Source organism: Pseudonocardia sp. 73-21 (assembly GCF_001899645.1).
Taxonomy (GTDB): Bacteria; Actinomycetota; Actinomycetes; order Mycobacteriales; family Pseudonocardiaceae; genus Pseudonocardia.
The window spans coordinates 84634-97777 of sequence record NZ_MKVV01000014.1; the positions used below are offsets into that span (position 1 = coordinate 84634).

General features: G+C 74.1%; 13 protein-coding genes. 7 read left to right on the forward strand and 6 right to left on the reverse strand.

Going from position 1 to position 13144, the window contains the following annotated elements; genetic code table 11:
- Window positions 1–39: 39 nt before the first annotated feature.
- On the reverse strand, window positions 40–2337 hold the full coding sequence (locus BGP03_RS02290) for a pyruvate dehydrogenase (protein WP_298799689.1): 2298 nt from the start codon (window positions 2335–2337) through the stop codon (window positions 40–42).
- 74 nt (window positions 2338–2411) lie between these two features.
- Between BGP03_RS02290 and BGP03_RS02295 the strand changes: the two genes are divergently transcribed.
- The 4 genes from BGP03_RS02295 (at window position 2412) to BGP03_RS02310 (ending at window position 5925) form a co-directional block, all read left to right on the forward strand.
- A complete protein-coding gene (locus BGP03_RS02295) occupies window positions 2412–2957 on the forward strand; it encodes an Lrp/AsnC family transcriptional regulator (RefSeq protein WP_296370696.1) in 546 nt (181 codons plus the stop codon).
- A 237-nt stretch (window positions 2958–3194) separates the two neighbouring features.
- Window positions 3195–4520, forward strand: coding sequence for a serine hydrolase domain-containing protein (locus BGP03_RS02300; RefSeq protein ID WP_298799688.1), 1326 nt, complete (start codon window positions 3195–3197; stop codon window positions 4518–4520).
- Window positions 4521–4831: 311 nt separating this feature from the next.
- The gene (locus BGP03_RS02305; protein WP_363093129.1) at window positions 4832–5443 is read left to right on the forward strand and encodes a BCCT family transporter; all 612 of its coding nucleotides are present in this window, start codon (window positions 4832–4834) and stop codon (window positions 5441–5443) included.
- Complete coding sequence (locus BGP03_RS02310) at window positions 5440–5925, forward strand: peroxiredoxin (RefSeq protein ID WP_298799687.1); 486 nt, start codon at window positions 5440–5442, stop codon at window positions 5923–5925. The genes BGP03_RS02305 and BGP03_RS02310 overlap by 4 nt, the downstream gene beginning before the upstream one ends.
- Before the next feature lie 42 nt (window positions 5926–5967).
- Here the strand turns inward: BGP03_RS02310 and BGP03_RS02315 are convergent, their stop codons facing one another.
- Together BGP03_RS02315 and BGP03_RS02320 are read right to left on the reverse strand one after the other, a co-directional pair.
- Window positions 5968–6936 carry an NADPH:quinone oxidoreductase family protein gene (locus tag BGP03_RS02315; protein ID WP_298799686.1) on the reverse strand — a complete coding sequence of 323 codons (969 nt, stop codon included), beginning with the start codon at window positions 6934–6936 and terminating at the stop codon, window positions 5968–5970.
- Window positions 6937–6949: 13 nt separating this feature from the next.
- Window positions 6950–7267 (reverse strand): hypothetical protein, encoded by a 318-nt coding sequence (locus BGP03_RS02320; RefSeq protein ID WP_298799685.1) that lies wholly within the window; start codon window positions 7265–7267, stop codon window positions 6950–6952.
- Between the two features lie 100 nt (window positions 7268–7367).
- Between BGP03_RS02320 and BGP03_RS02325 the strand changes: the two genes are divergently transcribed.
- The 3 genes from BGP03_RS02325 (at window position 7368) to BGP03_RS02335 (ending at window position 10021) form a co-directional block, all read left to right on the forward strand.
- Entirely contained in the window at window positions 7368–7985 is a 618-nt protein-coding gene (locus BGP03_RS02325; RefSeq protein ID WP_298799684.1) for an SAM-dependent methyltransferase, read from the forward strand.
- 28 nt (window positions 7986–8013) lie between these two features.
- Window positions 8014–9666 carry a hypothetical protein gene (locus BGP03_RS02330; RefSeq protein ID WP_298799683.1) on the forward strand — a complete coding sequence of 551 codons (1653 nt, stop codon included), beginning with the start codon at window positions 8014–8016 and terminating at the stop codon, window positions 9664–9666.
- A gap of 121 nt (window positions 9667–9787) precedes the next feature.
- Entirely contained in the window at window positions 9788–10021 is a 234-nt protein-coding gene (locus BGP03_RS02335; protein ID WP_296370703.1) for a hypothetical protein, read from the forward strand.
- A 135-nt stretch (window positions 10022–10156) separates the two neighbouring features.
- Here the strand turns inward: BGP03_RS02335 and BGP03_RS02340 are convergent, their stop codons facing one another.
- Genes BGP03_RS02340 through BGP03_RS02350 form a run of 3 tightly spaced genes read right to left on the reverse strand, consistent with a single transcriptional unit; the run spans window position 10157 to window position 13130 of the window.
- Window positions 10157–11494 (reverse strand): FAD-dependent oxidoreductase, encoded by a 1338-nt coding sequence (locus BGP03_RS02340; RefSeq protein ID WP_298799682.1) that lies wholly within the window; start codon window positions 11492–11494, stop codon window positions 10157–10159.
- 44 nt (window positions 11495–11538) lie between these two features.
- Window positions 11539–12324: an enoyl-CoA hydratase-related protein gene (locus BGP03_RS02345; RefSeq protein WP_296370705.1), complete on the reverse strand. Its 786-nt coding sequence runs from the start codon at window positions 12322–12324 to the stop codon at window positions 11539–11541.
- The gene (locus BGP03_RS02350; protein ID WP_298799680.1) at window positions 12321–13130 is read right to left on the reverse strand and encodes a crotonase/enoyl-CoA hydratase family protein; all 810 of its coding nucleotides are present in this window, start codon (window positions 13128–13130) and stop codon (window positions 12321–12323) included. Before BGP03_RS02350 ends, BGP03_RS02345 begins: the two co-directional genes overlap by 4 nt.
- Window positions 13131–13144 lie beyond the last annotated feature (14 nt).

Sequence of the window (13144 nt, forward strand, 5' to 3'; positions counted from 1 at the left end):
AGCGGGCTGCGACGTGACCGGCGGGCTGCGACGTCGGGGTCAGTCGGTCAGGTCCAGGGCCGCCCGCACCAGGCTGTCGGCGTCGAGGCCGTGGTGGCGGTAGACCGCGTCCAGGTCGCCGGACTGACCGAACGCGCTCACACCCAGGTGGGCGGCGCGCACCTGGTTGATCCCGGCCAGGAACGCCAGGGTGTGCGGGTGCCCGTCCAGCACCGTCACCATCGGCGCGGCCCGGCGGGCGGGGAAGGCCGCGTCGAGCACCCACGTCTCCGCCGAGCCCCGGCCCGAGCGGGCCTGCAGCGCCTCGAAGACCAGTCCGGCGCTGGTCACGCACACGACGTCGGCCTCGACGCCCTGCCCGGCCAGCCGCTCGGCGGCCGCGAGCGCCTCCGGCACCACGGCGCCCATCGCGGCGATCGTCACCGCGGGGGTGCCGCTCGCGCGCCGCAGCGGGTACGCGCCCGCCACCACCTGCCGGCGACGGCGCTCACGTGCGGCCGGGTCGGTGGGCACCGCGGCCAGCGTCTGGTCCACCGGGCGGGTCGACAGGCGCAGGTAGGCCGAGCTGCCGTCCGGCCGGCCGAGCTGCGCCAGCGACGCGAGCAGCGTCCACTCGACGTCGATCGCGAACGCCGGGTCGTAGGACACGCAGCCGGGCTGCTCCAGCCCCACCGACGGCGTGGTGATCGACTGGTGCGCCCCGCCCTCGGGCGCCAGCGACACCCCCGACGGCGTGCCGACCAGGATCGACTGCCCGCCCGCGTAGATCCCGAACGACCACGGCTCGAGCGCCCGCTCGACGAACGGGTCGTACATGACGCCGATGGGCAGCAGTGGCTCGCCCCACCGCGACCAGGTGGCGCCGAGCTCACCCAGCAGCCCGACGAGGTTGGTCTCGGCGATGCCCAGCTCGAGGTGCTGGCCGGTGGGCCGCTCGCGCCAGTGCAGGATCGTCTCGGGGTCGTCGGCGAACCAGTCCACGCGCTCGGCCGCCGACCACACGCCCACCTTGTTGACCCAGCCACCGAGGTTCGTCGACGACGAGACGTCGGGGCACAGCGTCACGATCCGGCGCGCGGCCTCGGGCGACTCGCGGGTGAGGTCGAGCAGCGCGCGCCCCAGCGCGGCCTGGGTGGTGGCCGTGCCCGCGGGGGTGCGGCCGATGTCGGTGGGCAGCGCCGGGACCGTCGTGTACGGCTCGGGGGTGCGCCGCAGCCGCTCGCCCACCTCGGCGCACAGCTCGGCCGCGGCGGACCCCTCCGGGAACGGGCGCCACGGGTCGTCCACCGAACACCCGACGCGCTTCCCCAGCTCCGCCATCTGCTCCACGGTCAGCAGGGACGAGTGGTTCTGCGGGTGGCCCTCGCTGGCCAGGCCGTAGCCCTTCACGGTGTAGGCGAAGATCACCGTGGGGCGGGTGTCGTCGATGGCGTCGAGTGCGTCGCCGAGCGCGGACAGGTCGTGGCCGCCGAGGTTGCGGACGGCGGCGTGCAGCGTCTCGTCGTCCAGGCCCGCCACGAGCTCGACCAGCTTGTCGTCCCCGTCCGGGAGCCGCTCGCGCTGCTGGGCCGGGGTGCAGCGCAGCAGCCGCTGGTACTCCGGGTTGGGCATCTCGTCGATGCGCCGGCGCAGGGCGTCACCGCCGGGGCGGGTGAACAGCTCCTCGAGGATCCGCCCGTACTTGACGGTGAGCACCTGCCAGCCCGCCGCCTCGAACATGCCCTGCAACCGGGTGGCGCCGATGTTGGGCACGACGCGGTCGAGGCTCTGCCGGTTGAGGTCGACGATCCACACGACCTCGCCGAGCTCGCCGACCATCGGGTCGAGGACCGCCTCCCAGCACGCGCCCTCGTCCAGCTCGGCGTCACCGACCAGCGAGTACTGCCGTCCGACGCCCACCTCCGGGCGGATCGAGGACACGTATCGGCGCGCCAGCGCACCCCAGATCGGGGCGGTGGCGCCGATGCCGACCGAGCCCGTCGAGTAGTCGACCGGGTCGGGATCCTTCGACCGCGAGGGGTAGCTCTGCAGCCCCTTGTACTCGCGCAGCGTCTCCAGGTAGCGGGTGTCGAGCTCGCCGAGCAGGTGGTTGATGGCGTGCAGCACCGGCGAGGCGTGCGGCTTCACCGACACGCGGTCCTCGGGGCGCAGGTGCTCGAACCACAGCTCCGTCATGATCGACACGAGCGACGCCGACGACGCCTGGTGGCCGCCCACCTTGAGCCCGCCGGCGTTGGGCCGCACGCGGTTCGCGTGGTGCACGATCGCGGTGCTCAGCCACAGCACCCGCTCCTCGATCTCCTGCAGCGTGCTCGCCACCGTCGCCTCCTCAATCATGTTGACCCCTAACTGGACCACCGCCACGATGACTGCACAACCGAAGGGCCTTCGACTGAGCAGAGTGCCCAGCCATGGCCCGCCAGACGACCGGAAGGGCGGGCAGAGTGCGCAACGACGAGGTGGACGCCACCGACGCCCGGCTGCTGCTCGCTCTCGCCGAGAGCCCGCGGGCGTCGGTGCTCGCACTCGCCGAGCGCCTCGGCCTCTCGCGCAACACCGTGCAGGCGCGCCTGGCCGGGCTCGACGCACGCGGGGTGCTGGGCTCGTTCGAGCGCCGGATCGACCCCACCGCGCTCGGCTACCCGCTCACCGCGTTCGTCACGGTGCAGCTGGTGCAGCGCCGGCTCGCGGAGGTGGCCGCGGCGCTGGCCGACGTGCCCGAGGTGGTGGAGGTGCTCGGCATCTCCGGCCAGACCGACCTGCTCGTGCAGCTCGTCGCCCGCGACGCCGACGACCTCTACCGCATCGCGGGCCAGCTCCTGGGCATCGACGGGGTGGAGCGCACGTCCACGTCGATGGTGATGCGGAGGCTGGTGCGGCACCGGCTGGCCCCGCTGCTGGAGCGCATCGCGGATCGGTCCAGCGGCAGGGACGCCGGGCCGCCCGCGGAGTCGTAGAGGGTCACGGTCACCGCGCCGGAGCCCGGCCGGCCGCAGAGCACGAGGCCCGGGTCGTCGGCCCGGCCGAACTCGACGTACCGCACGGGCGCGGTCGACGCCGGGAGGACGCTGCCGTCGAACACCGTGACGGCCAGGCGCGAGGGTCGGGCACCACCCCGTGCTCGGACCTACGGATGATCGGCACACCCGTTCCCGTTGCACCGGACCCCGATCATGGCCGATACCGTCGCGGGCGTGACCGAACTGCTCCCCGCAACCGCCCGCACCCTGCTCGCCCGCGTCGCCCGCGCCCAGCGCGACGGACGCGTCCCGTCGCTGGTGGCAGGCGTGGTCCGGGACGGGTCGCTCGTGTGGTCCGCGGGCCGTGGCGCCGTCGGCGCACCACACACCGACGTCCAGTACCGGCTCGGGTCGATCTCCAAGACCGTCACCGCGATCACCGTGCTGCGGCTGCGCGACGAGGGCCTCGTCGACCTCGACGACGCCCTCGAGCAGCACCTGCCCGGCACCCCGCTCGGCGACCGCACGCTCGGCCAGCTCCTCTCGCACCTGGCCGGGGCCGGGTCGGAGAGCCCGGGCGGCTGGTGGGAGCGCACGCCCGGCACCACGCTGGAGGGGCTCGCGCTCACCGACGCCGACGTCGTGCTGCCCGCGGCGCGGCGCTTCCACTACTCCAACCTCGGGTTCGGGCTGCTGGGCGAGGTGGTCGCCCGGCTCCGCGGGCGCTCCTGGGCCGACGTCGCCCGCGACGAGGTGCTGCTGCCCCTGGGCATGACCCGCACCACGCCCCGGCCGTCAGGTGCGGCCGCACCGGGGCTGGCCGTCCACCCCTGGGCGGACGAGGTGCTGGCCGAACCCGAGCACGACGCCGTCACAATGGCCCCGGCCGGGCAGCTCTGGGCCACCGCCACCGATCTCGGACGCCTCGGCGCGTTCCTGCTCGGCGACTCCGGTGACGTGCTCTCCCCCGCCACCGTCGAGGAGATGACGCTCCCCGCGGGCATCGACTTCTCCAGCCCGGGCTGGTCGTCCTACGGGCTGGGGGTGCAGGTCCAGCGCATCGACGGCGCCACGTTCGTCGGGCACGGCGGTTCGATGCCCGGGTTCCTCGCCGGCCTGTGGGCCGACCGCGAGGAGGGCACGGCCGCGCTCGCCCTGGGCAACACCACCACCGGCCTGGACGGCGCGCTGCCCACCACCCTGCTCGCCGACGTCCGCGCGGCCGAACCCCGCATCGTCGACGCGTGGACGCCGAGCGCGTCACCGGTGCCGCTGGAGCTGCTCGGGCCGTGGTTCTGGGGCCCGTCGCCGTACGCGCTGCGGGCGATCGCGGGAGGCCTGCTGCACCTCGGCGGGCTGGGCCGGCCCGGCCGCACGTCGCGGTTCCGGCCGGGCCCCGACGGCACCTGGGTCGGCCTGGACGGCTACTTCGCGGGCGAGAAGCTGCGCCTGGACCCGGTGGCACTGAACCTCGCGACCTTCGTGTTCACCCGCACGCCCTACGACCCGGCCGCCCCCGTACCGGGGGATGTCGACCAGGCCGGATGGCACGCTCCGTAGCGGGCACCGGCCCAGCTGGAGAGCATCATCGCCCGGCTCACCCGGCAGGACCTGCTCGTCTCCGGTGAGCGGGTCCGGATGACACCGTCGGGCCCCGCACGGACTGTCCGGGCGCGCCTGGGGGTGTTCGCCGACGGTTTCACCCCGATCGCCGGCACGAACACGTTCGGACTGGAGCCCGTCCGGCGCCGACCGGCCCGGCGCGACGCCGCTGCGGGCGGCGTTCTCCCCACCGCCATCGGCGACTACTTCGGCAACCTCTCCCGGACGGCCGCCCGCACCGCCGCCAGCGGCGGGGACGCCACGGCCGAGTGGCTCAGGGCTGGACCGTCTCCTACCGGGCCTGGTGGATCTCCTGGACGCCGTTCGTCGGCAGGTTCATCGCCCGCATCAGCCGGGGCCGCTCGATCAAGCAGTTCGTCACCGGCGTCACCCTCATCCCGAGCGCCGTGAGCCTCGCCCGGTTCATCGTCGCGATGGTCCTGGTGGCGATCTTCTTCGTCTCCGGCGCCGACGCCGCGTCGATCGTGATGGGCACGCTCTCGCAGCGCGGCACGATCGAGCCGTCGCGCTGGGTCGTGGTGTTCCGGGGCGTGGTGATGGGCGCGATCGCGATCATCATGCTGATCGTCAGCCCCGGCGACGAGGCGCTGCAGGGCCTCCAGAACATCTGGATCATCATGGCGGCGCCGTTCGCGGTCGTGAGGGTGGCGCTGTGCGTGGCCCTGACCCAGGACCTGCGCAGCGACCCGCCGGTGCACCGCGACGACCGTGCCGCGGCCGCCGTCGAGCAGGCGGTGGAGTACGGCACGCAGGCCCACGGCGACGAGTTCGTGATCGCGGTGAGGCCCAGGCCGGAGGACCAGGTACTCCCCGGCCGTATGGGGCGCGATCCGCTCGTGCCCGGCATGATGGCGCCATGACGCTCTCCGTAGGTGACCCCATCCCCGATGTGACACTGACGACGATGACCGGCGACGGCCCGGCCCCGATCGCCAGCAAGGCAGCGCTGGGCACCGGCACGGTCGTGCTGTTCGCCGTGCCCGGCGCCTTCACGCCGGCCTGCTCGGACCACCACCTGCCCGGCTACGTGCTGCGGGCCGACGAGCTGCGGGCCAAGGGCGTCGACACGATCGCCTGCATCGCGGTCAACGACGCGTTCGTGCTCAACGCCTGGGGCGAGTCGGCCGGGGTCGACGACAAGATCGTGATGCTGGGCGACGGCAACGCCTCCTTCGCCGCCGCCGCGGGCCTGGAACTCGACGGCACCGCGTTCGGGCTCGGCACCCGCTCGCAGCGCTACGCCGCGATCATCAAGGACGGGGTGGTCACGCACCTGCAGGTGGAGCCCGACCCGCTCGCCGTCACCGTCAGCTCCGTCGAGACGGTGCTCGACGCCCTCTGACGGTCACCTCCGCGCCGGCCGGGCGCACCATCGAGATGATCATCAGCGAGGGTCGTCGACCTCCAGCACCACCTTGCCGGTGACCTGACGCTCGTCGATCCGGCTCAGCGCCTCGGCCGCCCGCTCCAGCGGGAACGAGGCGCTGATCACCGGGTCGACGGCGCCACTGCGCAGGTGCGGCTCCAGCTCGGCCCACTGACCGGCGACGTAGCCGGGGCGGCCGAGCGCGTAGCCACCCCACCCGACGCCCACGACGTCGATGTTGTTGAGCAGCAGCCGGTTGACCTTCACCGTCGGGATGTCGCCTCCGGTGAAGCCGATCACCAGCAGCCGACCCTCGGGGGCGAGGCAGCGCAGGGAGTCGGTGAAGCGGTCGCCGCCCACCGGGTCGACCACGACGTCGACGGCACCGAGCGCCTTGACCGCGTCGCGGAAGCCCTCGACCAGCACGGTGTCGTGCGCGCCCGCGGCCTTCGCGACCGCGGCCTTGGCGTCGGTGGACACGACGGCGACGACGTGTGCGCCGAGCGCCGCGGCGAGCTGCACGCACGCGGTGCCGACCCCGCCGGCCGCGCCCTGCACCAGCACCCGCTGACCGGACCGCAGGTGCCCGCGCACCAGCAGCGCGAAGTGGGCGGTGAGGTAGTTCATGGGCAGGCAGGCACCCGCGGCGAAGCCGACCTCGTCGGGCAGGGGCAGCACGTGGTCGGCGTGGGCGGCCACCACCTCGGCGAACGCGCCGGTGCCGGGGAAGGCCGCCACCCGGTCCCCCGGCTTCAGCGGCGACCCGTCCGGCACCTCGCGCACCACACCCGCCACCTCGGAACCGAGCGTGAACGGCGGGTCCGGCTTGTACTGGTAGAGCCCCTTGCTCTGCAGCACGTCCGGGAAGTTGACCCCGGCCGCCCGGACGTCGATCAGCACCTGCTCGGGCTGCCGTACCGGCTCGGGCACCTCCCGCACCTGCACCGCCGACGGCCCGTCCAACGTCACCACCTGTACTGCGCGCATGGGGGTGACCGTATTACGCGGGCACCCCGTCGCCGTAGTGCGCGTGGCGCACCGACGTGCGTCCCAGCTCCTCGACGAGACCCGCCAGCCAACCGTCGACGCGCTGCTGGACGCGCTCCAGGCCGTCGAGCTCGCAGGCCAGGTCGAGCGCGCGATCGCCGGCCGGGCCGTCGCCGCCCTCGAGCACCTCGTGCAGCTCACCGCGCACCCGCTCGATGCGCAGCCGGCAGCTCTCGGCCGTCTGGACGTGGGCGAGCAGCCGGGCGCGCTGGTCGGCGTCGACGGTGTCGGGCACTCCTGCGACGAGCTGACGAAGGCGGTGTGGATGCACGAGATCCCCCCTGGAGTGATCGTGGTCACCTCGAACCGTAGGTCGAGATGCCGTCGGGGGGAAGCCCCCCGTTCACCTGGACGGCCTACCGTCGGCGGACATGTCGGACACCGGCCGGTTCCTCCGCGAGTTCGCCCGCGACCCGCTGCACACGGCCGCCATCGCACCCAGCTCACCCGCGCTGGCCGCCGCGATGACGGCGTCGCTGCCCGACACCGGCGACCCCGTGGTGGTCGAGCTGGGGCCCGGCACGGGCGCGTTCACCGGCGCCGTCCAGGAGCGGCTCGGCGGGCGCGGCCGCCACGTCGCCATCGAGCGGCACCGGGAGTGGGCGGGGCTGCTGCGCCGCCGTTTCCCGCGTGTCGACGTCGTGTACGCCGACGTCGCCACGCTGCCCACCGTGCTCGCCGACCGGGGCATCACGTCGGTGGACGCCGTGGTCAGCGGCCTGCCGTGGGCGGCGTACGCCCCCGGTCGCGGCCTGCACGCCATGATCACCGATGCGATGACCCCCACCGGGGTGTTCACCCAGTTCGCCTACTCGTGGACCCGCTGGGCGCCCCCGGCGCAGCGCCAGCTCGCCGACCTGCGGGCCCATTTCGGCGACGTCGTGACGAGCCCCACGGTGTGGCGGAACCTGCCACCCGCGGTGGTCCACCGGGCCCGTCAGCCACTCACACGGCCCCCGCGCGGGGTGATCCACCCCCCTCCCCGATGACGCCGGGTGTGCTGGGAAGGTGGGCCCGGTGCGACTCGTGTTCGGCCCCGACGACATGGAGGGGTACCCGTCTGTCCGCGACCGGCTCCGCCTGCACATCGTGGCGTGGGCGCGGCGCAGCGGCCTCGAGGTGGAACCGTCGCTGGTCGCGGCGGCCCTGGACCACAAGCACGGCGTCGACGGGCGGCTGGGCCACTGGACCCGCGCCCACGTCGCCGACGCGCTGGCCGTGTGGTTCCCCCGCACCGTCGCCCTGCTGGAGGACGACCGCGACGCCGTCCCCGCCGCGCTGCACGCCCTGATCGGGTTCCTCGCCGAGCAGGACTGGCTCGACTCGCGATCCGACCGGCCCGAGGATCTGCACGCCCAGGTCGTCGACTCCACGCCGGCCCTGCACGACGCGCTCGACGACGAGCGCAACCACGACCTCGGCACGTTCTGGGCCGTGCAGATGCTGCGCCACGGCGTGGCCACCGCCGACCCGGCCGCCGTAGCGGACTTCCTCAACCGCGTCGACGCCGGCGACGTGCAGGTCGACCGCGCGGCGCTGGAGGAGATCGTGCGGCGGCAGCGGGTCGAGGTGCCCGAGCCCACCGCGGTCCCGCTGCCACCGGTGCTCCTGCCCGGCGCCGCCACGATGCTGGCCGCCGCCGACTCGTCGGTGGCGCTGGCCCGGCTGCGCGCGTTCACCCGCTGGATCCGGGCGGGCCGGGCCCTGACCCGCGACGGCCGGCTGCTGCTCGGCGACGCCCGGGCCGTGGCCGACGCCCTGGATCTCGACCACTTCTCCCGCGACCGCGCCCGCACCGCCGACGACCTGCCCGAGATCACGCTGCTGCTGGCGTGGGCCCGCCAGGCGCGGCTGGTGCGGGTCGTACACGGCCGGCTCGTGCAGGTCCGGTCGTCGGCGGCGCTGCTAAGCCGGCCCATCGAGATGTGGCGACGCGCGTTCGAGGCCGTCGGCGGCATCGGGGAGCACTTCGGCGGCTCGAACGTCTTCGGCGCACCGTCGCTGTTCGGGATGAGCCTCGGCGAGGCGTTCCCGATCCTCCTGCAGCAGCTCTACGCCGCGGGCGGCGACCCGCTGCCCGTGGAGCGGTTCCACCGCACGGTGCGCGACTCGGTGAACCAGCGGATGGGCTGCGTCGTCGACGACCTCGCCGGCGACGTCGAGCAGCGGCTGTGGCGCCGCGACGTCACGGCGCTGCTCGACGCCCTGGAGCTGCTCGGCGCCGTGCACCTCGAGGAGAGCCTCGACGGCGACAACCACGACGAGCTCGCCGAGCTGGCCGGCCGTGACGACCCCGACCCCACGCTCGTCTCGCTCACCCCGATCGGGCTGTGGGCCGTGCACGAGATGCTCACCGAGGCCGGCGTGCACGCGCCGCTGGTCGGGGAGTTCGCCGACGAGGACATCGAGTACGTCGTCGTGCAGTGCAGCCGGTTGCGCACCGACGTGGCCGAGGCCGAGCTGGCGGCGTGGGTCACGAACCGGGGGCGCCGCGCCGCGGCCCAGGAGGTGCTGCGCTACCTGCAGCGCGCCGAGGTCCCGGCCCACCGCGAGCTCGCGCTGTACGCGCTCTCGCGCACCGGCACTCCCGCCCGCGAGGCCGCCCGGCAGCGGCGGTCGGTGGGCCACCGCGCCCGCGTCGACTGCGACGTACGGGTCCGCCGACCCTGACGGGGTACGAACTTCACCATTTCTGATGATCCGCGGCCGTTGCGGCTCACGAATCGGGCCCCCGCGACGACTACCACTGTGGACGGCGAGCGCCGCCCATGATCGTCGTGAGGAAGTGCCCGTGTACGAGCCCGGTGGAGCACCCAGGCAGTGGTGGGTCCCGGCGCAGCGGGTCGCCTCCCCCACGACCTTCCCCGAGTCCCTTCCCCCGCCGCTCGTGGCGGCCCGGGACGGCCACCATGACTGGGGAGCCGTGGTGGCCGTCCTCGCGGCTCTGCTCGCCCTCGCGACCCTGCTGGGCCCCGGCGCCTCGGTGGCCGACGCGGACAGCTCCACCACCTACAGCGTGAGCTGACACCGAGCACCTACGCGCGCGGCAGCTGATCGCCCGGGTCTCGGCCGCATGATCGGCGATTCGGTGCGTTTCCGGCCACATCCGGCCGACAGCGCGCCCATCCGCTGATCATGGCCGCGAGTGGCGGGCCAGCCACTACGCCTCGCGGGCGTGCTCCAGCATCTCCGCCATCGTCGCCACCTTCACGCGCTCGGCGTCGCGCACCCCGCCGCGGCGGACCTCCTCGGCGTCCAGCCGCAGCCAACCCGTCCAGTCCACGGGCTGGACGCCGTACTCGGCCAGCGCCTTGCGCAGCGACTCAGGCTCCGGGTGCGGGGGCACCGGCAGTTCGGGGAGGTCCTCCAGCAGCGCGGCCACGGTCTCCGTCGCGTCACCCTTGTTGGTGCCGATGACGCCCGTGGGGCCCCGCTTGATCCACCCCGTGACGTAGGAGCCCGCGACCGGCACGCCGCCCTGCACCACCCGGCCGCCCTCGTTGGGCACGGTGCCCGTCGCCGCGTCGAACGGCAGGCCGGGGATGGGCTCGGCGTCGTAGCCGATGGCGCGCACGACGAGGCCGACGTCGAGGGTCTCCTCCTCGCCGGTGCCGACGACGCGCCCGGCGTCGATCCGGTTGCGCTCGACGACCACCCCCGACACCCGGCCGTTCTCGCCGACCAGCCGGACGGGGCTGCGCAGGAACCGCAGGTGGATGCGCCGGGGGCGGCCGGTGGGCTCGTTCGCGGCCCACTCGGTGAGCATGGCCAGGTTCTGCTTCTGACGCTTGTCCTCCGGCTCGTCGACCCCCGCCGCGAGCAGCCCGTCGTCGTGGACGAGCACGTCGGCGTTGCCCACGTCGCCGATCTGGCGCAGCTCGGCCGGGGTGAACCGGACGTGCTGCGGGCCGCGGCGGATCAGGACGTGGATGTCGGTGACGGCGCTGCCGCGCAGGATCTCCAGCACGGGCGCGGGGATGTCGGTGAGCGCCATCTCGTCCGCGGTCTTGGCCAGCACGCGGGCCACGTCGAGCGCCACGTTGCCCGCACCGACCACGGCGACGCCGGGGTGCTCGAGCACCGGGGCCAGGCCGTGGAAGTCGGGATGGCCGGAGTACCAGCTGACGAACGCGCCGGAGCCCAGCGACCCCGCCAGCTCCTCACCGGGCACGCCGAGATCACGGTCGACGGAGCTGCCGGTGGCGTGCACGACGGCGTGGAAGTGCTTGCGCAGCTCCTCCAGGGGAATGCCACCCTCGCCCACCCGGACGCCGCCCAGGAACTCCACCTGGGCGGGGTCGAACGGCTTCTGCAGGACCCGGATGACCGACTTCATCTTCACGTGGTCGGGGGCCACGCCGTAGCGGACCAGACCGTAGGGAGCGGGCAGCCGGTCCAGCACCTCGACGCTCACCGGCTGCTTCGACGCGAGCAGCGCCGCCGCCGCGTAGAGGCCGGACGGGCCGGCACCGATCACTGCGATCCGGTACTGGTCCATGCGTCGCTCCTGCCGTGGTGGTTGACGGAGATCTTGCCCGAGATTCAGGTGAGCGGCGGGAACCTCGGCGGCCGCTTCTCCAGGAACGAGGCGAGCCCCTCGCGCAGGTCCGGGCCGCCGATGAAGCGGTTGACGTCGGCGTGGGACCGCGCGAACGCCTCGTCGAACGAGCCGTCGATGTCCTCGAAGACCTGACGCGCGATCACCGCCATCGCGGACGGGCTGCAGTTGCGGGCGAGGTCGCGGGCGTAGTCCTGCGCCGCGGCGAGCACGTCGTCGCGCGGCACGACCCGGCTGACCACCCCCAGCTCCTTGGCCTCCGCCGCGTCGAACGTGCGTCCCGACAGCATGAGGTCCAGCGCGTTCTCCAGCCCGATCATCCGGGGCAGCGTCCACGAGATGCCGTACTCGGCGACGAGGCCGCGCCGGCTGAAGGAGGTGGCGAACTTCGCGGTGTCGGCGGCGAAGCGCACGTGGCAGAACAGCGCGTGCACGAGCCCCACGCCGGCGCAGGCGCCGTTGATGGCGGCGATGATCGGCTTCGGGAAGTTCCGCGGCACGGACACGTCGGTCTCCGGCAGCTGCGCGCCCTCCCGGGCCAGGTCGCCGAGGTGGGCGGTGTCGGCGCCCGGGCAGAACGTGGTGCCGGCGCCGGTGACCACCACCGCGCGCACCGCAGGATCCGTGTCGGCCTCGGTGAGCCGGGCGTAGTAGGCGTCGCGGAGCTCGGCGCTCCAGCCGTTGCGGCGTTCCGGGCGGTTGAGGGTCAGGGTCAGCACGCCGTCCCCGTCGGTCGCGGCGAGCACGAGATCCGTGGCTACCTGCGTCATGCGTCGGCTCCATCCGTGAACGTCGGTGTCCGCTGTTCCAGCGCCGCCGCGGCGGCCTCCCGCTGGTTCGGGCTGCCCATGATCGCCCGCAGGGACGCGCGTTCCGCGGCGAGTCCCTCCTCGGGGGTGCCGGTGTACGAGAGCTCGATCAGGCGTTTCGCGGTGCGGATCGCGGCGGGGTTGCGCCCGGCGATCGTGGCGGCCATCTCGTGCGCCGCGGCGTACGGGTCGTCGGCGGTCCGCGTGGCCAGCCCGATCCGCACGGCCTCCTCGGCGCCGACGCTGCGGCCGGTCCAGCTCAGCTCGGCGGCCACGTCCGGCCCGACGAGCCGCGGCAGCAGCTGGGTGCCACCCATGTCGGGGGTCAGCCCCCAGCGGATCTCCAGCACCGAGAGCACGGCGTCGGGCGCGACGATGCGGATGTCGGCGCCCAGCGCGAGCTGCAGGCCCCCGCCGAGGGCGTGCCCGCGGACGGCGGCGATCACCGGCACGGCGAGCGTGTGCCACACCCAGACCGCGCGCTGCCCCCGCGAGAGACCCTCCGGGGACGGGGCGTCGGCCCCGGTCGGGCGCCAGTTGCGGCCGTCGGCCATCGCCCGGAACGCCGTACGGTCCAGGCCCGAGCAGAACGAGCGGCCCTCCCCCGACAGCACCACCGCACGCAGTCCCGGCGTGTCGTGCAGCGACTCACCGGTCTCGGCGATGGCCGTGAACATGGCGTCGTCGAGGGCGTTCAGCTTCTCCGGACGGCTGAGCCGGACGTCGGCCACCCCGTCGTTGATCTCGCACCGCACCCGATCCGCCACACGCTCGACACTAG